Source organism: Alcaligenes sp. HNGD-HTN06 (assembly GCF_049932565.1).
GTDB classification, from domain to species: Bacteria; Pseudomonadota; Gammaproteobacteria; order Burkholderiales; family Burkholderiaceae_B; genus Alcaligenes; species Alcaligenes ammonioxydans.
Genome location: NZ_CP187782.1, coordinates 1,128,167 through 1,147,845, shown reverse-complemented (window position 1 = coordinate 1,147,845; position 19,679 = coordinate 1,128,167). Strand labels below are relative to the sequence as shown.

The 19,679-nt window shown below is 54.5% G+C and carries 12 protein-coding genes, 2 tRNA genes and 3 rRNA genes; 6 read left to right on the top strand and 11 right to left on the bottom strand.

Going from position 1 to position 19,679, the window contains the following annotated elements:
• Window positions 1-40 precede the first annotated feature (40 nt).
• The gene (gene glcC, locus ACOZ42_RS05230; protein ID WP_240209362.1) at window positions 41-805 is read left to right on the top strand and encodes a transcriptional regulator GlcC; all 765 of its coding nucleotides are present in this window, start codon (window positions 41-43) and stop codon (window positions 803-805) included.
• 2 nt (window positions 806-807) lie between these two features.
• Here glcC and ACOZ42_RS05225 read toward each other — a convergent pair whose 3' ends face one another.
• Entirely contained in the window at window positions 808-2,388 is a 1,581-nt protein-coding gene (locus tag ACOZ42_RS05225; RefSeq protein ID WP_240209363.1) for a phytoene desaturase family protein, read from the bottom strand.
• Between the two features lie 365 nt (window positions 2,389-2,753).
• Between ACOZ42_RS05225 and ACOZ42_RS05220 the strand changes: the two genes are divergently transcribed.
• Complete coding sequence (locus ACOZ42_RS05220) at window positions 2,754-2,993, top strand: hypothetical protein (protein ID WP_426345622.1); 240 nt, start codon at window positions 2,754-2,756, stop codon at window positions 2,991-2,993.
• A 377-nt stretch (window positions 2,994-3,370) separates the two neighbouring features.
• Here ACOZ42_RS05220 and rrf read toward each other — a convergent pair.
• The 5 genes from rrf to ACOZ42_RS05195 form a co-directional block, all read right to left on the bottom strand.
• Window positions 3,371-3,483: ribosomal RNA gene (rrf, locus tag ACOZ42_RS05215) — 5S ribosomal RNA — on the bottom strand.
• A 179-nt stretch (window positions 3,484-3,662) separates the two neighbouring features.
• Window positions 3,663-6,547 (bottom strand): 23S ribosomal RNA (locus tag ACOZ42_RS05210).
• Between the two features lie 378 nt (window positions 6,548-6,925).
• A tRNA-Ala gene (locus ACOZ42_RS05205) sits at window positions 6,926-7,001 on the bottom strand.
• An 11-nt stretch (window positions 7,002-7,012) separates the two neighbouring features.
• A tRNA-Ile gene (locus tag ACOZ42_RS05200) sits at window positions 7,013-7,089 on the bottom strand.
• A gap of 93 nt (window positions 7,090-7,182) precedes the next feature.
• Window positions 7,183-8,719 (bottom strand): 16S ribosomal RNA (locus ACOZ42_RS05195).
• Together the 16S, 23S and 5S rRNA genes with 2 tRNA genes alongside form the textbook arrangement of a ribosomal RNA operon.
• Window positions 8,720-10,340: 1,621 nt before the next feature.
• On the opposite strand from ACOZ42_RS05195, the gene rng reads away from it, so the two are divergent.
• A complete protein-coding gene (gene rng, locus ACOZ42_RS05190; protein WP_003802398.1) occupies window positions 10,341-11,804 on the top strand; it encodes a ribonuclease G in 1,464 nt (487 codons plus the stop codon).
• 268 nt (window positions 11,805-12,072) lie between these two features.
• Here the strand turns inward: rng and ACOZ42_RS05185 are convergent, their stop codons facing one another.
• The gene (locus ACOZ42_RS05185; RefSeq protein WP_003802399.1) at window positions 12,073-12,531 is read right to left on the bottom strand and encodes a hypothetical protein; all 459 of its coding nucleotides are present in this window, start codon (window positions 12,529-12,531) and stop codon (window positions 12,073-12,075) included.
• 30 nt (window positions 12,532-12,561) lie between these two features.
• Complete coding sequence (gene msbA, locus ACOZ42_RS05180; protein WP_131071421.1) at window positions 12,562-14,361, bottom strand: lipid A export permease/ATP-binding protein MsbA; 1,800 nt, start codon at window positions 14,359-14,361, stop codon at window positions 12,562-12,564.
• 147 nt (window positions 14,362-14,508) lie between these two features.
• Between msbA and ACOZ42_RS05175 the strand changes: the two genes are divergently transcribed.
• From ACOZ42_RS05175 to ACOZ42_RS05165, 3 genes are read left to right on the top strand one after another with little or no spacing between them, the layout of a single operon-like run.
• Window positions 14,509-15,414, top strand: a complete 906-nt coding sequence (locus ACOZ42_RS05175) for a glycosyltransferase family 9 protein (protein ID WP_059318570.1) — start codon at window positions 14,509-14,511, stop codon at window positions 15,412-15,414.
• Window positions 15,411-16,178 (top strand): YdcF family protein, encoded by a 768-nt coding sequence (locus ACOZ42_RS05170; protein WP_003802402.1) that lies wholly within the window; start codon window positions 15,411-15,413, stop codon window positions 16,176-16,178. Before ACOZ42_RS05175 ends, ACOZ42_RS05170 begins: the two co-directional genes overlap by 4 nt.
• Complete coding sequence (locus ACOZ42_RS05165; protein ID WP_003802403.1) at window positions 16,175-16,441, top strand: YkgJ family cysteine cluster protein; 267 nt, start codon at window positions 16,175-16,177, stop codon at window positions 16,439-16,441. Before ACOZ42_RS05170 ends, ACOZ42_RS05165 begins: the two co-directional genes overlap by 4 nt.
• 54 nt (window positions 16,442-16,495) lie before the next feature.
• Here ACOZ42_RS05165 and ACOZ42_RS05160 read toward each other — a convergent pair whose 3' ends face one another.
• From ACOZ42_RS05160 to ACOZ42_RS05150, 3 genes are all read right to left on the bottom strand, one after another.
• On the bottom strand, window positions 16,496-17,614 hold the full coding sequence (locus ACOZ42_RS05160) for a glycosyltransferase (protein ID WP_003802404.1): 1,119 nt from the start codon (window positions 17,612-17,614) through the stop codon (window positions 16,496-16,498).
• Between the two features lie 158 nt (window positions 17,615-17,772).
• Window positions 17,773-18,957 carry a glycosyltransferase family 4 protein gene (locus tag ACOZ42_RS05155; protein ID WP_131071419.1) on the bottom strand — a complete coding sequence of 395 codons (1,185 nt, stop codon included), beginning with the start codon at window positions 18,955-18,957 and terminating at the stop codon, window positions 17,773-17,775.
• Window positions 18,954-19,670 (bottom strand): polysaccharide deacetylase family protein, encoded by a 717-nt coding sequence (locus tag ACOZ42_RS05150; RefSeq protein WP_003802406.1) that lies wholly within the window; start codon window positions 19,668-19,670, stop codon window positions 18,954-18,956. The genes ACOZ42_RS05155 and ACOZ42_RS05150 overlap by 4 nt, the downstream gene beginning before the upstream one ends.
• Window positions 19,671-19,679: the final 9 nt, after the last annotated feature.

The following is a 19,679-nucleotide window of genomic DNA, read 5'->3' as shown; positions in this document are numbered from 1 at the left end:
TGCTATCATTGACTCAGGTACACAACTGGTCCGACCACGTATGAAAATGCAGGAATCCCGACGTCTGGAGGCAACCGCGGAACTGGTTGCCCAACGTATTGAAACCTTGATCATGGACGGCGTCCTCAAACCGGGGCAAGCACTGCCTTCCGAGCGACAACTGACGCAGAGACTCACGGTATCTCGCTCTGCCCTGCGTGAAGGGCTGCAAGTACTACGAGCACGGGGGCTGATTGAAACGCAGCATGGCAAAGGCTCTTTCGTCGCCAATCTGATCGACTCCAGCGTCAGCACGCCGTTGGAACACCTGCTGCAAGCACAGGGACGCACGCTGTACGATCTACTGGAAGTACGCGAACTACTGGAGAGCGAAGCGGCGCAACTGGCTGCTGCCCGAGGTACGGAAGCCGATCACATCATGATTCGGAGGCGCTTTCAGGAACTGAAAGATCTGCAAATGCAGGATGCTGCGCCGGAACAAATTGCTCGGGCTGACCATGCTTTTCATTCAGCGATCTGTGAGGCGTCACACAACCCGGTGCTGGTACACATGATCAGCCTGTTCAATGAACTGATGCTGTCCACGGTACGCGTATCCGTGCAGCACCTCTATCCTGATCATGACTCCAAACGCAGGCTGGACAGACAGCATGCCCGGTTATGCAATGCCGTCACGCAAAGTCAAGCGGACTTGGCCCGGCGAGCGGCTAAAGAACATATAGATGGGATACGGCGGCAACTACAGGAGATGGAAGCCAAACAGGTGCGCCTGGAGCATGCCCGGCAACGTCTGAATGGCCTCTAGGTTTATTTCGCCAATAGATTGGCCAGCATATAGCCCGATCCAGCCCCAGTCCCCGCACCGGGCCAGGTCGAAGCTCCGCACAAATACAGATCCTTGATCGGCGTTTTGTATTTGGAGTAACCGGCGACCGGGCGGAAGAAGAAGTTCTGATCCAGGTGATGGCTACCCGAGAGATTATCACCCCCAATCAGATTCGCATTGAACTGCTCCAGATCCTGGGGGGACATGACATGGCGGGCCAGAATCTGGCTACGCAAACCAGGCGCATAGCTTTCAAGCAGATCCAGAACCCGTTCGGCGTATGCCTCTTTCAGCTGTGCCCAATCACCTGCAGCCATCTTGCCGGCAGCGTCGCCCTTGACCTGAGCAGGCAGCACTCGCACTTGAATCCACAAGGTGTGTTTACCCTCTGGAGCACGAGAAGGATCAAGAGCCGTACCTTGTCCAACCACCAACACAGGCTCGGCAGGCAACAAACCGGCGGCTGCTTCGGCATAGACACGACTCATCATGGCCAGATCGGGTGCCAGATGCACGTAGGAGAAACGCTGCAACTCGGCACCAGCTTTCCAGTCGGGCAGGCCATCCAGTGCCAAATGGATCATCATGGTCCCCAGCCCCGGCCGGAACGCATCCACTTTCTTCTGATATTCCTTGGGAACAGCAGCAGATTGCACCAGACGACCAAAGACCAGCTGAGGATTCAGATTCGCGATCACTGCCTTGTCTGCTTTCAGACGACGCCCATCGGCCAGAACAACGGCCCTGGCACGACCATTCTCTTGCTCAATTGTTTGCACAGGGGCATTCAACAGCAACTCCCCACCCAGCTCCTGCAACAAGCTCGTCATGGCGCGGATTATCGTATCAGCACCGCCCTGCCCGATCACCATACCGAAGGCTTGATTAGCCATGGATTCCAGATAAGGGAACAAGGCACCGCCGGCGGTGTCTGGGGTGAAATCCACATGCAGCCCCCAAGCTGCCATCATGGCTTTTAATGAGTCGCTCTCGAAATGGCGGTCCAAAAAGTCACGGGGTGTCGCCAGCAGCAATTGCATCAGCTCCGCAACACCATCCTTACCCAGCTCACGCCAGCTTTTCCACGCGCTTTTGAACAAAGCCAAGGAAGGCATAGGACTACCCAAGACCGCAAACAGATGAGGAGCTTTGCGCTGAAAGTCCTCCAGCATGCTCTGCCAGGCCTGCGCGTCTTTTTCAGAGACGGCTCGAATCCGCTGTAAAGTCGTTTCCAGATCCGTGCTGACGCCCAAATAGCGTTGATCCCGGAACACACTGGCAAAGCAGTGTTCTGCGGGGACGAACGCCAAGCCATGGCGGACCAACGCATCCTTATGACGTTGAAAAAATGCAGAACCTGCAAAGGAGGACAGGTTCATGGCGCACACATCATGCTTGAAGCCTGGCAAAGTCAGTTCCTGGGTGCTAACCGCACCACCTGCCGAGCTTTTGGCCTCCACGACCAGAACCTTCCAGCCTTTGCTGGCCAACTCCACGGCAGCCGCCAATCCATTATGCCCCGCGCCAATTATGATCGCGTCTACTGCTGTCTCTCCACCCACGGGCAACTCCTTTAGCTCTAAAGTATTTATCCGTATTCTACGGTGCAACGGGGAAACTGAGTAGGAATTTCAGAGCGCATCAAGGGTGGATCGGCAGAACGAACTTAGACAGTGGTCTGGGCACCTTCTACAGACAGACGGGCACCAGAGCCTGCAGCTGGGAGGCGCTGCCTTGATCTGAGCTGAAGCTGGTAAGCAGCTCAGCAACTAAGACTGAGGCTGAGGCTGAGACTAAGCCTCACGGAGCGCCGGAGCAGTAGCTTGTGGTCAATAGCCAGACAGACAGACAGACAGACAGACAGACAGACAGACAGACAGATAGATAGATAGATAGATAGATAGATAGATAGAACGACTACGGAATTGTGAATAAGCTGCTAGCAGTCAACAACTCGATGAAGCCAGCGGCTCAAGGCGTGTTTGGACCACCGAACGCCAAACATCGTCACTACCCGAGGTGGGCAGCAGCAGAAGAAGAAGAAGAAGAAGAAGAAGAAGAAGAAGAAGAAGAAGAAGAAGAAGAAGAAGAAGAAGAAGAAGACAACAGCCGCACAAAAGGGGAACACCAGTTACTCGCAACGCACGCTAAGAGGAAAAAGCACTAAGCGTAGCGCGATCACCCGGCAGATAGACAACGGCTTGATGCGAGAGGCTGAGGTTCAGCAAGCCGCTAAGGCTGAACCCGCCCCTCGTCGGGCTGCCATCGTGCTGGTAGCAGCCGCAGAGGACTAAACATCAACCCTCAAGCACAGGAAGCATACGCAATGACCAACCCCATCGGCTTGGGCCAAGAGGCGTAGTCTGCAACAAGAAGGGATAAGCGGTGCCCAGAACGGGCTTGGGAAGGGGTGGGGTACGCCTGAAGTCGTGGCCCAGGGGCCAGACGATCAGCATCGTTCAGGTGTGTCCGTCGCCGATGCGGTGGCGACCCATAAAACAAAACCCCCGCAAGGGATACTTGCGGGGGTTTTGAGCAATAAGAGCTTGACGATGACCTACTTTCACAGACGTCCGTCCACTATCATCGGCGCAAAGGCGTTTCACAGTCCTGTTCGGGATGGGAAGGTGTGGGACCACCTTGCTATGGTCGTCAAGCGTAACTGGTTGCCAGGCCGTCTTTAGGGGACGTCCCAGCCAATTGGAAGAAGCACACCGCTAGCGATCAGTACGGATCAGCTAGCAGCGGTTACGAAGGTGTCAAGCGCGGGTTGCGCTGCACTTCAATATTACGTTCTGTGGTCAACAACTTAACTCACTACAACCTCAAGGGTTATAGGATCAAGCCACACGGGCAATTAGTACTGGTTAGCTACATGCATTACTGCACTTCCACACCCAGCCTATCAACGTCCTGGTCTCGGACGACCCTACAGGGGGGTCAAGCCCCCGGGATACCTAATCTTCAGACGAGTTTCCCGCTTAGATGCCTTCAGCGGTTATCTCTTCCGTACGTAGCTACTCGGCAATGCCATTGGCATGACAACCGATACACCAGTGGTACGTCCACTCCGGTCCTCTCGTACTAGGAGCAGGCTCCGTCAAGTATCCAACGCCCACGGCAGATAGGGACCAAACTGTCTCACGACGTTTTAAACCCAGCTCACGTACCTCTTTAAATGGCGAACAGCCATACCCTTGGGACCGGCTACAGCCCCAGGATGAGATGAGCCGACATCGAGGTGCCAAACACCGCCGTCGATATGAACTCTTGGGCGGTATCAGCCTGTTATCCCCAGAGTACCTTTTATCCGTTGAGCGATGGCCCTTCCATACAGAACCACCGGATCACTATGTCCTACTTTCGTACCTGTTCGACTTGTCAGTCTCACAGTCAAGCACGCTTATGCCATTGCACTATCAAGACGATTTCCGACCGTCTCTAGCGTACCTTCGAACTCCTCCGTTACACTTTAGGAGGAGACCGCCCCAGTCAAACTGCCCACCATGCACGGTCCCCGATCCCGATAAGGGACCTAGGTTAGAACCGCAAACAGACCAGGGTGGTATTTCAAGGATGACTCCACGCGATCTGGCGACCACGCTTCAACGTCTCCCACCTATCCTACACAGGCCGGTTCACAATCCAATGCAAAGCTACAGTAAAGGTTCATGGGGTCTTTCCGTCTAGCCGCGGGGAGATTGCATCATCACAACCATGTCAACTTCGCTGAGTCTCAGGAGGAGACAGTGTGGCCATCGTTACGCCATTCGTGCAGGTCGGAACTTACCCGACAAGGAATTTCGCTACCTTAGGACCGTTATAGTTACGGCCGCCGTTTACCGGGGCTTCGATCAAGAGCTTGCACCCCATCACTTAACCTTCCGGCACCGGGCAGGCGTCACACCCTATACGTCCACTTTCGTGTTTGCAGAGTGCTGTGTTTTTAGTAAACAGTCGCAGCCACCGATTCACTGCGGCCTCTTCATGCTTTGTGCGCAGGCACATCACACTAATGAGGCATACCTTCTCCCGAAGTTACGGTATTAATTTGCCGAGTTCCTTCTCCTGAGTTCTCTCAAGCGCCTTGGAATATTCATCCCGTCCACCTGTGTCGGTTTGCGGTACGGTCTCGTAGAGCTGAAGCTTAGAGGCTTTTCTTGGAACTGCTTCCAGTTAGTTTAGAGCCGAAGCTCTATCCAGTCACACCCTTGAATTACGCACCCGGATTTGCCTAAGTGCCTTCTATGATGCGCCAACGGGGACATCCAACACCCCGATAACATTCTGCAATCCGTCCCCCCATCGCACTCTACGACGGTGCGGGAATATTAACCCGCTTCCCATCAGCTACGCATCTCTGCCTCGCCTTAGGGGCCGACTCACCCTGCGCCGATGAACGTTGCGCAGGAAACCTTGGACTTACGGCGAGGGGGCTTTTCACCCCCTTTATCGCTACTCATGTCAGCATTCTCACTTCCGATACCTCCAGCATTCCTCACGGAACACCTTCACAGGCTTACGGAACGCTCTCCTACCATGTGTACTAAAAGTACACATCCGCAGCTTCGGTCTATGGCTTAGCCCCGTTACATCTTCCGCGCAGGACGACTCGATCAGTGAGCTATTACGCTTTCTTTAAAGGATGGCTGCTTCTAAGCCAACCTCCTGACTGTCTATGCCTTCCCACTTCGTTTCCCACTTAGCCATAGTTAGGGACCTTAGCTGGCGGTCTGGGTTGTTTCCCTCTTGAGTCCGGACGTTAGCACCCGGTGCTCTGTCTCCCGTACTGTACTTGTCGGTATTCGGAGTTTGCCATGGGTTGGTAAGTCGCTGTGACCCCCTAGCCATAACAGTGCTCTACCCCCGGCAGTAATATACGAGGCACTACCTAAATAGTTTTCGGAGAGAACCAGCTATCTCCAGGCTTGTTTAGCCTTTCACTCCGATCCACAGCTCATCCCCTAATTTTTCAACATTAGTGGGTTCGGTCCTCCAGCACGTGTTACCGTGCCTTCAACCTGGCCATGGATAGATCGCCTGGTTTCGGGTCTACACCCAGCGACTGAATCGCCCTATTCGGACTCGCTTTCGCTACGCCTCCCCTATTCGGTTAAGCTTGCCACTGAATGTAAGTCGCTGACCCATTATACAAAAGGTACGCAGTCACACCACGAAGGTGCTCCTACTGTTTGTATGCATACGATTTCAGGATCTATTTCACTCCCCTTCCGGGGTTCTTTTCGCCTTTCCCTCACGGTACTGGTTCACTATCGGTCGATCACGAGTATTTAGCCTTGGAGGATGGTCCCCCCATATTCAGACAGGATTTCACGTGTCCCGCCCTACTTATTCGATGCTTAGTTCCACGTACTGAATTTCGCCTACAGGGCTATCACCTGCTACGGCTGGACTTTCCATTCCATTCGACTATTCACTACGCTAAAACATCCAGGCTGGTCCGGTTTCGCTCGCCACTACTTCCGGAATCTCGGTTGATTTCTTTTCCTCGAGTTACTGAGATGGTTCAGTTCACTCGGTTCGCCTCCACATGCCTATGTATTCAGCATGGGATACCGTATTACTACGGTGGGTTTCCCCATTCGGACATCTACGGATCAAAGCTTGTTTGCCAGCTCCCCGTAGCTTTTCGCAGGCTACCGCGTCCTTCATCGCCTGTGATCGCCAAGGCATCCATCATATGCACTTATTCGCTTGATCCTATAACGCTTGGTGCTGTTATAGGAATATGAGTATACGTTGTTGCCGTTCATCAATCCTTAGCTGTTATCCAATCCGAAGATCAGACAACGTCTATATTTTTGAGAACTTTCGTTGAACATAATTTGTTCTGTTGCAATCACAACCCGTGTATTGTCATCACAAGTCAACTAATCGTCTTGCGTTTATTAGACAACACACCTTCGTTGTGCTTCTTCCTAATTGTTAAAGAGCAATTCGTGGGTTGCATAACCCAACGAGCAGTATTCTTTAAAAAGAACACTCTTCGTTGAATCTAGCGCCAGGCAAACCGTTGTTTGTCTGTGCCCTATACTCTGTCATGGACCTTGCTGTATCGACAACCACCTATAAAAGCGGTGGTGGAGGATGACGGGATCGAACCGACGACCCCCTGCTTGCAAAGCAGGTGCTCTCCCAGCTGAGCTAATCCCCCGAGGTAATCGTTGGTGGGTCAAGTTGGAATCGAACCAACGACCCCCGCCTTATCAAGACGGTGCTCTAACCGACTGAGCTACTGACCCATCTATCACCAGTGGGCGATACCTTCAATGGTCATGACATAAACTAACAGCCAATAAGTGTGGACGCTTTCGCTTTGCGAGCCATTCGCTCTAAAAGGAGGTGATCCAGCCGCACCTTCCGATACGGCTACCTTGTTACGACTTCACCCCAGTCATGAATCCCACCGTGGTAAGCGCCCTCCTTGCGGTTAGGCTACCTACTTCTGGTGAAACCCACTCCCATGGTGTGACGGGCGGTGTGTACAAGACCCGGGAACGTATTCACCGCGACATTCTGATCCGCGATTACTAGCGATTCCGACTTCACGCAGTCGAGTTGCAGACTGCGATCCGGACTACGATCGGGTTTCTGAGATTGGCTCCCCCTCGCGGGTTGGCGACCCTCTGTCCCGACCATTGTATGACGTGTGAAGCCCTACCCATAAGGGCCATGAGGACTTGACGTCATCCCCACCTTCCTCCGGTTTGTCACCGGCAGTCTCATTAGAGTGCTCTTGCGTAGCAACTAATGACAAGGGTTGCGCTCGTTGCGGGACTTAACCCAACATCTCACGACACGAGCTGACGACAGCCATGCAGCACCTGTGTTCCGGTTCTCTTGCGAGCACTGCCAAATCTCTTCGGCATTCCAGACATGTCAAGGGTAGGTAAGGTTTTTCGCGTTGCATCGAATTAATCCACATCATCCACCGCTTGTGCGGGTCCCCGTCAATTCCTTTGAGTTTTAATCTTGCGACCGTACTCCCCAGGCGGTCAACTTCACGCGTTAGCTGCGCTACTAAGGCCTAACGGCCCCAACAGCTAGTTGACATCGTTTAGGGCGTGGACTACCAGGGTATCTAATCCTGTTTGCTCCCCACGCTTTCGTGTCTGAGCGTCAGTATTATCCCAGGGGGCTGCCTTCGCCATCGGTATTCCTCCACATATCTACGCATTTCACTGCTACACGTGGAATTCTACCCCCCTCTGACATACTCTAGCTCGGCAGTTAAAAATGCAGTTCCAAGGTTGAGCCCTGGGATTTCACATCTTTCTTTCCGAACCGCCTACACACGCTTTACGCCCAGTAATTCCGATTAACGCTTGCACCCTACGTATTACCGCGGCTGCTGGCACGTAGTTAGCCGGTGCTTATTCTGCAGATACCGTCAGCAGCATCCCGTATTAGGGGATGCCTTTTCTTCTCTGCCAAAAGTACTTTACAACCCGAAGGCCTTCATCATACACGCGGGATGGCTGGATCAGGGTTTCCCCCATTGTCCAAAATTCCCCACTGCTGCCTCCCGTAGGAGTCTGGGCCGTGTCTCAGTCCCAGTGTGGCTGGTCGTCCTCTCAAACCAGCTACGGATCGTTGCCTTGGTGAGCCTTTACCCCACCAACTAGCTAATCCGATATCGGCCGCTCCAATAGTGAGAGGTCTTGCGATCCCCCCCTTTCCCCCGTAGGGCGTATGCGGTATTAGCCACTCTTTCGAGTAGTTATCCCCCGCTACTGGGCACGTTCCGATATATTACTCACCCGTCCGCCACTCGCCACCAAGAGAGCAAGCTCTCTCGTGCTGCCGTTCGACTTGCATGTGTAAAGCATCCCGCTAGCGTTCAATCTGAGCCAGGATCAAACTCTTCAGTTTAATCTCTGTGGTTGTCCCGTCTTGCGACGAGACCGATTGTGTCTCAAAGAAAAATTCAGAGTTACACAAGGTAATTCTTCATCTTTCGTTTGTGAGCACTTGATACAAACTTGTGGCGATCCCCGAAGGGTTCGACTCGCTCATTCCAAGCGCCCACACTTATCGGCTGTTAATTGTTAAAGAGCAGTGACAGTTGCCTGTCGTTCTACTGACTAACCCGGCTGGCTCGTCGCGCTTGGCGCTTCGTGCCTTGCTGTGTTAGCAGCAGAGAAACGAGATTATGAAGCAGATCAGGCAGTGTGTCAAGCGTTTTTTTGAAGAAGTTAGAAAGTTTTAAAACCGTCCAACTCGTCCCGCTTAAACCAGAACTTTCGTTCCGAACCACCTAGCGAACAATCAACCGTAAGGCTAACCATTCAACTTCACAAACAAGAGTAAATTTTCAGCGCTGTTTACAACCAGCTAAAAACTTAACGTTGCGTTCTCTGGTGCAGAACCTAGAACTTTAACACAGAATTTTCTGATTTGTCAAGCTCCGGGTTTTACACCGTGCCAGTTACCTGACTCAGTCAGGCAAGTTTCGTTGCGGGCTTCTTGGCCAAGGCGGTGAATCTTGTCTAACTGTTCTCTGCGGCGCTTTGAGGGAAAACCCTGTGTGTGCTGCAGCGAGAAAAGAACTATAGCACGATGAAATTTGGCTTTGCAAGCTTTCTTTGGCATTTTTCTGGATATTTGAAGAGAGCAAACCCTGCAAAACGAGGTAGCTAATTGATAACTATGAAGAATCACCCTAAAAATAATTTTTAGATTAAGTTCCGGTTTTTGCCTGCTGGCAGGAGGACTCAGCGATCTATAGAGCAAAACACGAGCTAAGCACTGTTTTCTGCACACAAGAATCGCAAAAACCTCCCTCCGTCCTCTGCCTGTTCACCCCACTATATAGATAAGAGGGAAAAACACGCGCCAAAAAACAGTCGCCAGTCGATGGGCTACCTACCTACCTACCTACCTACCTACCTACCTACCTACCTACCTAACTAACTAACTGACTAACTAACTAACTGACTAACTAACTAACTGACCGTCCTGTGGGTTGGTTGACAAACCAGATGGCGACGGAGAACACACATCATCAGGTCCTCGCCCCAAATCAAGAGTGTCTCTATATAGATAGGAGGTGTTTGAGTAGCCACCCAGATCAAGCATTATGCAGTGCTATCAGCCGCTCGGGGCCCCGGGACAGGGGTTGGGGCGAGTCAGACGACTTACCGCAGGTGTAGTCACCATCGGGGATGCAAGCAGTCTGCTGTTTGAGCCCAAGGTTTGTGCTTGGTCCGGGGGACCAATCACTAGGCGAGTTCAGACTGCGCCCCGATGGTGGCTCGGACAAGGGGACAGGCGCGGGGCACCGGCAAGTAGTCCGCCCCCCCTGTCCCAGGCCCCCGAGCGGCGTTCTATATAGAGCGGCTTGAACCACAAGCGCCCACAAGCAGTCCCCAGAACAAAGGCAAGCGAGGCATTCATCATCCCTAAACACTCTATATAGTCATAAAGGCATAGCAGCCTCACTGACTTGGCCCTACACTAGCCCGGAACAGATATTCCTTTAGCGAAACTAACCATGCATGAAGACATCCTGATTAACGTAACTCCTTTCGAAACCCGTGTTGCCCTGGTCGAGCAAGGTGCTGTCCAGGAAATTCATATCGAGCGCAGCATCCAACGCGGCTATGTAGGGAACGTCTATCTAGGAAAGGTGGCGCGGGTTCTGCCCGGCATGCAAAGTGCCTTTATTGATATTGGCCTGGAGCGCGCGGCATTTATCCATGTTGCGGACTTGCGCCAGAACCGTACCGAACGCAATCAAGGTAGTGCGACTACACCCATTGAAAAGCTCCTGTTCGAAGGCCAGTCACTCTTAGTACAGGTCATCAAAGACCCCTTGGGCACCAAAGGTGCCCGTGTTTCCACGCAAATCAGCATCGCAGGTCGCATGTTGGTATATCTGCCTTTTGACCCTCATATCGGGGTATCACAACGCATTGGCTCGGATGCGGACCGAATCGAGCTGCGAGAACGTGTCAGCCGTCTGATGCCCAAGGATGAAAAGGGGGGGTTTATCGTCCGCACTCAGGCTGAATGTGCCACAGACGAAGAAATCAGCGCCGACCAACAGTATCTGCGTACACTCTGGACGCGCATTCAGCAACGCATCCGCGAACAAGGCGCCCCCTCGGTGTTATATACAGACCTGAGCCTGGCGCAACGTGTGTTGCGCGATATGGTCACCCCCAACACTCAATCCATCATCGTGGATTCGCGTACGGTTGTACAAGAAATGAAGGAATGGGCCCAGATTTACACGCCGTCCGTACTGGAGCGCATCAGCCATCACAAAGGCAGCCGCGCCTTGTTTGACACGGCCCACGTCGATGAGGAAATCAACCGCGCCTTGTCGCGCCGGGTGGATTTGAAATCTGGCGGTTATTTGATTATCGATCAGACCGAAGCCCTGACAACCGTAGATGTGAATACCGGCGGCTTTGTGGGCGGGCGCAACTTTGACGACACCATTTTCAAGACCAATCTGGAAGCGGCCATTGCCCTGGCTCGCCAGCTGCGCTTGCGCAATCTTGGCGGCATCATTATTTTGGACTTCATTGACATGGACGACCCCGCTCACCGGGAGTCGGTATTGCAGGAGCTGCAAAAAGCACTGGCCAAAGACCGCACGCGTGTGACGATTAACGGTTTTAGTCAGTTAGGCTTAGTGGAAATGACGCGCAAACGCACGCGCGACTCTCTGGCACATCAACTTTGCGAGCCCTGCCCAACCTGCCAGTCGCGCGGCTCAGTACGGACGGCTCGCACCGTCTGCTATGAAATTTTGCGTGAGGTGCTGCGCGAGGCCAAGCAGTTCAATCCCAAAGAGTTCCGCATCCTGGCATCGCAGGAAGTGGTGGATCTGTTTCTGGAAGAAGAAAGCCAGCATCTGGCGGTGGCGGGAGACTTTATTGGCAAGCCTATTTCTTTGGAGGTAGACCCCCATTACTCCCAGGAACAGTACGACATTATTTTGCTGTAAATCCACGGTGCCCGGGACGAGCAGCGCGGACACTGTGGGCAACGCTCTGGCTCGCCCTGCCCCACACGCCAGAACTTGAGCAGGCGGGGACTCGGTCTTGGGCTCCGGGACAAAACACGGGTTCACCCTTGTCAAGAAAAGCCCTTGCAAAAACGATCAACCCGCCCAAAAGGCGGGTCAAGAGTGACTCAGGGGTGTTACCTGTCATCTGCGTGGCGTCTGAGCAGAGCCGGACGCGGTGCTCTTCACGCCCAGAAAACCGTGATGCTTAAAGCGGCGTAACAGGCACAAAGTCATCCTCGGGCACCACCTCTTTAGGCGCATCCTCGGGGTTACATACGCCGGGAGCACGCAAAGAGGTAAATATTTCATTGATTTCCTTTTTGACGTTGCCCGAGTAGCTATAAACCTTGGCATCTACCCAGCCTTTTTGCATCAGGGTCAGGTCCACCAGAATACTTTTTTCCCAACCCGCCCCCGGCTCCAGTTCGTAACGCAAGGTCCCATAGCTGGCTTGACGCTCGTCCATCTTGAATACGGCCGCTTTACCGCACTCTGCCTGATGTTTGAACAAGGCGCGCTGAATGGCTACAAAATCCATATTGATGCGCCGCTCGGTCTTGAAATAGCTGGAGCGACGCAAATCCTGCTCCCGCAATTCTGCATTCTGCTTGGCGCACCCTGCCAACACAGCCAAACCAGCCAGCGCAAGAATGATTTTCTTCATGATGTTCCTTATGGTGCAGCCCCCGGCTGCTTACTCGTTGAACTGAAATTGCATTTGGTAAAAACCGGCGTATACACCGTTGCGGGCCAACAGTTCATCGTGACGACCCTGCTCAATAATCCGCCCCTCATCCAGCACCAGAATTTGATCGGCATTTTGAACCGTGGACAAGCGATGCGCGATCACCAAGGTGCTGCGCCCCTTCATCAGGGTCTCAAGCGACATCTGAACCTGGCGTTCGGACTCATTATCCAGCGCCGAGGTGGCCTCATCCAGAATCAGGATCGGCGCATTTTTGATCAGGGCACGAGCAATAGCCAGACGCTGGCGCTGACCGCCAGACAAGGAGTTGGCATTTTCGCCCACCATCGTATCGAGCCCCTGCGGCAGACTTTCCACGAACTCACGCAGATTGGCCGCGTCCAGCGCTTCCCAGATACGCTGTACAGAAACATCGGCATCGACGCCGGCGCCGTACGCCACGTTCTGGCCAATCGTCGCCTCAAACAGCACGACATCCTGGCTGACCAGAGAAATGTGGCTACGCAAGCTGCGCAAGGTCAGCTCTTCCGACGCAATACCATCGATTCGAACTTGTCCGCTAGTCGGAAGCAGAAAGCGTGGGACCATATTGGCCAGTGTCGTCTTGCCACTGCCCGAGCGCCCCACCAGCGCAATGGTCTGTCCCGGCTGGACGGCAAAGCTGACCTCTGACAAGGTGTTGCGATGGGCATTGGGGAAACGATGCGACACGGCATCGAATTCAATATGGCCGTACACAGGCTGCTTGAGTTCGCGGGTGCCCGTGTCCGGCTCTGGCTCCTGATCGACCAGCTTGAACACGCTTTCTGCGGCCACCAGCATGCGTTGCATGGTGCCCGTGATATTGGTCAGGCGCTTGATCGGGTCAAAGATCTGCCCCAGAGCAGCCATGAATGCCGCAAAGCTGCCTATGGTCAATGTGCCGGTATTGGCCTGATACAGGGCTACAAAAATGACCCCGGCCACTGCAATGGACACAAACAACTGAGTAATGGGCGACAAGGCGGCATCAGCCGAGGCTGCACGCATGGCAAAACGACGCAAGCGGGCGTTCACATAACTGAAACGGGTGTTTTCACGCTCATAACCATCAAACAGCTTGATGACGCGCTGGGCATCAATGGCTTCGCTGACGACCCGGGTCAATTCGGCATTCATGTTGACGGTATCGCGGTTGATGCGTCGCAGTCGGCGCGACACCATTTTGGCCACGAAGACCGAGGCAGGCATGACCAGAAACACGATGACGGTCAGTTGCCACGACATGTAAAGCAGCACACCCAGCAAGGCGATGACCGTCAGGGTTTCACGCACCACAACCGTGACCACCTCTGTGGCCACCCCTGTCATGGTGCCCGCATCAATCGTGAAACGGTTCAGCAAGCGACCCGTGTCGCCTTGTTTGAACTCCGAATCGGACAATCCCAGCAGGCGCGAGAACATGTCTGCCCGTAACGTCAGCAACATTTTGTTGGCGATCCAGGCAAACAAATAAGAGCTGCCGTAGGTGGTGATTCCCCGTACAAACATCAACCCGATCACCGACAAGGGGATGGTCCACATATAGTCGGGATTGGCGCCGGTAAAGCCCCCGTCCAGCAAGGGCTTCATAATGACTGCCAGGACCGGCTGGGTGGCAGAGGAAATGCTGACCAGGATCAGCGCGACCACGACAACCTTCCAATACGGGAGCAAACGGCTGTAAATGCGCTTCCAGAGATCGGATTTAACGGGATCGTGCCCAGCAGGCTTGATTTTGGATTGTATGGCGTTGGACAACGAGGACACCCTATATACTATCTAATTGTGTTTATTCTAACGCTCATTGCCTGAATCGAGCGTCCCGGCTCTTGTACGCTCTGTCTCGTTGTCCTGTTCATGTCTGATCCCTCTGCCCTTTACCTGCGATTGCCTAATTGGCTAGGCGATGTATGCATGAGCCTGCCGTGTCTACAGGCTCTGCTGGATACCGGTTTGCCGGTTGTCGTGTGCGCCCGCCCCTGGGCCCGCGAACTGCTTTCGGCTTACCCCTTGCACGGTTTCATTCCCATGACCAGCCACTGGCATCAGGACGCCAAAGCCATACGTCGCTATCGCCGCCAGCATGGCCATCACAATGCGTACGGCCTGCTGCTGCCCGACTCGCTAAGCAGCGCTCTCAGTTTCAAACTGGCCGGCCTGCCAGCCTGCGGCTACCGGGACGATGGTCGTAGCCTTTTATTACGTTGGCCGATCAATAAACCGCAAAAGCAGTTGCATGCAGTGCAATCCTGGTTCTATATTGTTCAGCAGGCTTTGGCACTGTGGCATCTAGGCCCGGTTCCTGAACAAGCCCCAGCCACCCTGGACTTGACGCTCAGCCCCCTGCAACGGCAAGAAGGCGACAACAGTCTGCGCCAAGCCGCCCTGCGCCCCGGTGACTATATTCTGATCGCCCCGACGGCAACGGGACTGCATAAAGGCCGTGTCAAAGTCTGGCCTTATTTCGACCAACTGACCCGCCATCTGCAAGCCCAAGGCAAAACCGTCATTATGTGCCCCCCGCCCAACGAGTATGAGGCCGCCCTGCAAAATGCGCCTAGCGCACGCTGTTTGCCGCCTTTGCCCCTGGGCGCGTTTGCACGACTTTGCCAGCAGGCGCAGTGGGTTATTTGCAATGACTCCGGCGTGTCTCACGTCGCCGCCGCCATCAAGGCCCAGCAACTGACCCTCTGTGGCGTCACCAACCCCGAAGATACCGGCCCCTGGTCTCCACGGGCGATCTGCCTGGGTAGGGATGGTCAATGGCCGACGTTGGACGAGGTGGTACATGTCCTGGAGTCCAAGCGGGAACATCCATGAGCCTATCGAGCATTCTGACCAGCCTGGTCATTCCACTGAATTTGTTTGCCGCCCTGCTGCTAGTGGCGGTCCTGCTGTTTATCGTGCGTCTGCGAAAAACTGCCGCTGCGCTGGCCTTGGCCGGCTTACTCTGGACAGGCGCCTGGTCCTTGCCCGCCACCAGCCTGTATGCCGGTGGCTATCTGGAGAAGATGTATCCTTACCAGCCTGCCGCCCAGGTGGAACAAGCCGATGCCATCGTGGTGTTGGGAGGGCATACAGCCCAAAACCGCAGCAACTGGTTTTTGCCACAGACGGCGCAAAGAACCTCGGCACGGGTAGAGCGGGCTGCAGAACTCTATAAGGCGGGCCGGGCCCCCTATATCGTCCTGTCCGGCGCGGCCCTGGACGGCGGGGTGAGTGAAGCCCAGGTCATGGCTAACACCCTGATCAATCTGGATGTTCCCGCTTCCGCCACACTGATGGAAAACAATAGTCTGACCACCCAGCAAAACGGCGAGTACACGGCCCAGTTGCTGCAGGAAAAGCAAGCCAGACGGGTTCTGCTGGTCACCTCTGCCCTGCACATGCCTCGAGCCATGGCCATTTTTCGCAAGCAAGGGGTCAATGTGATTGCGGCAGGCGCCGCTCCACAGTTGACGGTACCGAACAGTCCCGGCTTTTCCCTGTGGAAGCCCAGTCTGATGGCCTTGCAATCGAGCCGTTCCATCATCAAGGAATACGTTGGAATTCTGGTTTACTGGTCCCGAGGATGGGCCGCATGATCTGTCGTTCCGACTGCGGGGCCTGCTGTATCGCCCCCTCGATCTCCAGCCCCATTCCCGGTATGCCCGACGGCAAACCCGCTGGTGTGCCCTGTATCCAGCTTGATGAACAACAGCGATGCCGAATTTTTGGTCAGCCAGAGCGGCCGGCCTGTTGCTCTGGCTTGCAAGCTAGTCGGGAAATGTGCGGGGAAAAGCGGCAGGATGCGTTGATCTGGTTAAGCACCTTGGAAACGCTGACCGCTCCTGGCTTGAAGTCTTAAACAAAGAGACATTCAGGCTCAAGTCCAGAATGTCTCTTTTTTTACCGGGGACGCTTAGCTGCCAGTTTTCGCTTTCAGATAGGCCTGATAGGTATCTAATGAAAAACGCTGTGCATCAAACCGTTTTTCTGCTCTGACTCTGGCCCGTTTACCCACCGTATGCAGACAGTATTTCTGACACAACATGTCCCGTACATGAGTTTCAATGGCCGCCACGTCACCACATGGCACCACCCAGCCCTCATGCTGATGCTCTATGCTCTCTGGCAAACCGCCCGCGTTGGAGATCAGCACCGGCAGCCCCAATGCCAACGACTCGTAGCACGCATAAGATGCCGACTCTTTATACGACAAGACAAAACCGACATCACACGCTGCCAATACCGAACGAACGTCTTTGACCAATCCGGGAAACACCACTTGTTGCGCACACCCCAAGGCCTGTACCTGTTCGCAGACCGCAGGGGCTGGCGGATCGCCAGCCACCAGAATCCGCACGCGCTGTTTCAGCGCGGGCTCCAGACGGGCCACGGCCTGCACCAGTAGCAGCCAGCCCTTTTCCAGATCCGTTCCCCCTACCGAGCCCAGAACCAGACAGTCCTCTGTCACGCCCGGACCAAACAGCGCCAGACGGGCCGCCTGTTTTTCCTGCCGACTGACCGGACGATAATGCTCCAGGTCCAGACCATGGTAAATCCGCTCAACCGTGCAACGTCGATAATCCGAATGGGCCAGTTGTTGCGCCACATAATCGCTGACAGCAATACACAGATCGGTTCCAAAGCGTGCTCGCAAGCGATTGCCAAGACTGTGAACGCGATTGGTATTGTGTTTGGTCCAGATAATGACGGGGGGCTTGGGCAGCATCTTGCTGGCGATCATGACATGACGATGATCGGTACTGCCGTTGCAATGCACGATATCAAAGCTCTCGCGCCGCAAAAAATGACGCAGACGCCACATTTCAGACAAAGCGGCCCCTACTCGGGCTGTGTAAAAGCCCGGCAGCACCCTGACCCCCGGGATCTGGGAGGCTTCGCGATATAAACGACCCGTTGTCGGCGCCGCCAGCGTAAAGTCACACCGATGCGACAGTCCGCGCAACAACCCCAAAATATAGGTGACATGGCCGCCGCCATTACCGTGGTGTATATCCGTGATCAGGACCTTCAAAACTCGCTCCATCAGCGGCTGTGGATGACAAGTAAATGCTCAGGTCAAGCATCTACCGGCCACAAAGTGTATCCGCTATTTCACAAGCTGAACAATGACTGAACGCCAGCTCGGGCGTTTTTATATCAGTAAAAGAGAAAAACGGGTCTTGGGCAGCCTTATGCTTGGCGGCGACGCAACACTTTTTGATACAGGTCTTGATACCGCGCTGCCACGGCCGGCCAACTGAACTGGACAAGCAGTTCACGAGAATTTTCGACCAGATTGCGTGCCATCACCGGATTTTTGCTGATTGCCTCGATACCTTGGGCCAGTTCCCGGGCATCTTCGGGATGGCTGAGCAACAGCGCATGATAGCCACCCTGCACATACTGGGCAAAGCCACACCAGGGGGCCGGACTCAAGACCACGGGCAAGCCATAAGACATAGCCTCTAAAGGCGCCATGCCAAAGCTGTCATTCAGGGTGGGGTGTACGTAAATATCGGCAGCACGATAAAACGGTTCGACGTTGGACGTTTCCCCCTGCAAGATCACGCGATCCTGCATGTTCAAGGCCTGCAACTGCTGTCGAATTTGATCCCGCAGCCCTGGTTTCCCTCCTACAACCAGCAGACGGTAATGATCGGGTAGTGTCGCCAGGGCGTGCAAGACGGTATTTAAGCCCTTGCGCAGCGGATTGCGTGCCACCAGCAGGCACACCACCTGTTCCTTGTTAAAACCCAGGGACTCGCGAACACGGGCACGCTCGACTCCCTGAGGGTCCGCTTTGGGCATAAGCACACCGGGAGCAATCACCGGATAATCATGCACATTGCCATACGATTGCTGCAATTGCTCGGCAATCAATCCCGATACCGCAACAACAGCATGCGGTCCAGGACGCAAACGACGCTTTTCCAAACCCAGATAACCCCAGACCCGAGGGCTGAAATACGAGCCCAGCTTTTTCAGCCAGGGCAAAGGCCGCACCCGCCAGTTAAAACGAACGGGGGTCACATGAACGACCTCCACATCACCACACCAACCATTCATATGCGAATGAACGATATCAAAGCCCTGGGCAGTGGCCTTGGCCGCCTGGCGCGCAAAGAGGATACCGCGTATCCAGCCCGGCCAGCGTGACCAATGACGGATAGGGACATAGGCCAGCTTCAGGTCGCAGCGGCTGTCATATTCGCGTGCAAAGACAGTGATTTCATGGTGCTGCGCCAACTCGCGCATCAGTTCAACGCCATAGGCCTCGGCGCCCCCGAAGCGGTTGCCAAAGCGGTCGACCACAAACGCAATGCGCAGGCGCTCGGGAATCGCCACGTCAGTATCCTGGGCTTGCCCTGAGCTCATGAGCGGGATACCGTCCGGCGCTTGTCTTCCAGCCGCGTCACGCATTTTTGGAGGAAACGCAAAATATTCGTGGAACGCGAGACAGTGACACGTGGCAGGTCAAACAGATCATCATCGAGACGGGCCAGCCCCCGGTTGGTGGTGGTGGCATTCAGGTAGCCCGCTTGACGCACCTGCTCGCGAATCCCCTGATTCTGATCCCCATAGGGATAACAAAAGGCGCTGACCTCTACTTGCAACGCCTCTTGCAGCTCTGCCTTGGATTGCGCAATCTGGTAATGCGCAATTTCCGAGGAGACATCAGTCAAATGTACATGATCGAGCGTATGCGAACCCGCTTCGTGCCCAGCATTCACCCAGGCCCGCAATTCGGGCAAGGACATCAGACCGGAATGCGGTACGCCTTTGGGCTGATCCCAGAAATTGGAGCCATCCAGATGACGGGCAACAATGTAATTGGTCGCGGTAAAACCCAACTCGTCCAGCACCGGCATGGCGTTCTGAAAGACGTTTCGATAGCCATCATCAAAGCTGATCCCCACCACCTTGCCCTGCTTTTCACCGCGCAGGTACGGCATCAACTGGGCCATGGAAAGGCCCCGGTAACCCAAGCGCTTGAGCCAGGTCATCTGGCGCCGGAAGTCGGTGGGATGCACGGTCAAACCACGATACGGCGAGCCTTTGGGCGCGGGCACGCCGACCTGATGGTACATAAGTATCGG

Bases quoted from the DNA above. Each gene is read 5' to 3' on its own strand.
- glcC (WP_240209362.1), top strand. From the start codon at position 41: ATGAAAATGCAGGAATCCCGACGTCTGGAGGCAACCGCGGAACTGGTT.
- rng (WP_003802398.1), top strand. From the start codon at position 10,341: ATGCATGAAGACATCCTGATTAACGTAACTCCTTTCGAAACCCGTGTT.
- ACOZ42_RS05150 (WP_003802406.1), bottom strand. From the start codon at position 19,670: ATGTACCATCAGGTCGGCGTGCCCGCGCCCAAAGGCTCGCCGTATCGT.
- ACOZ42_RS05185 (WP_003802399.1), bottom strand. From the start codon at position 12,531: ATGAAGAAAATCATTCTTGCGCTGGCTGGTTTGGCTGTGTTGGCAGGG.
- ACOZ42_RS05175 (WP_059318570.1), top strand. From the start codon at position 14,509: ATGAGCCTGCCGTGTCTACAGGCTCTGCTGGATACCGGTTTGCCGGTT.
- ACOZ42_RS05170 (WP_003802402.1), top strand. From the start codon at position 15,411: ATGAGCCTATCGAGCATTCTGACCAGCCTGGTCATTCCACTGAATTTG.
- ACOZ42_RS05165 (WP_003802403.1), top strand. From the start codon at position 16,175: ATGATCTGTCGTTCCGACTGCGGGGCCTGCTGTATCGCCCCCTCGATC.
- ACOZ42_RS05155 (WP_131071419.1), bottom strand. From the start codon at position 18,957: ATGAGCTCAGGGCAAGCCCAGGATACTGACGTGGCGATTCCCGAGCGC.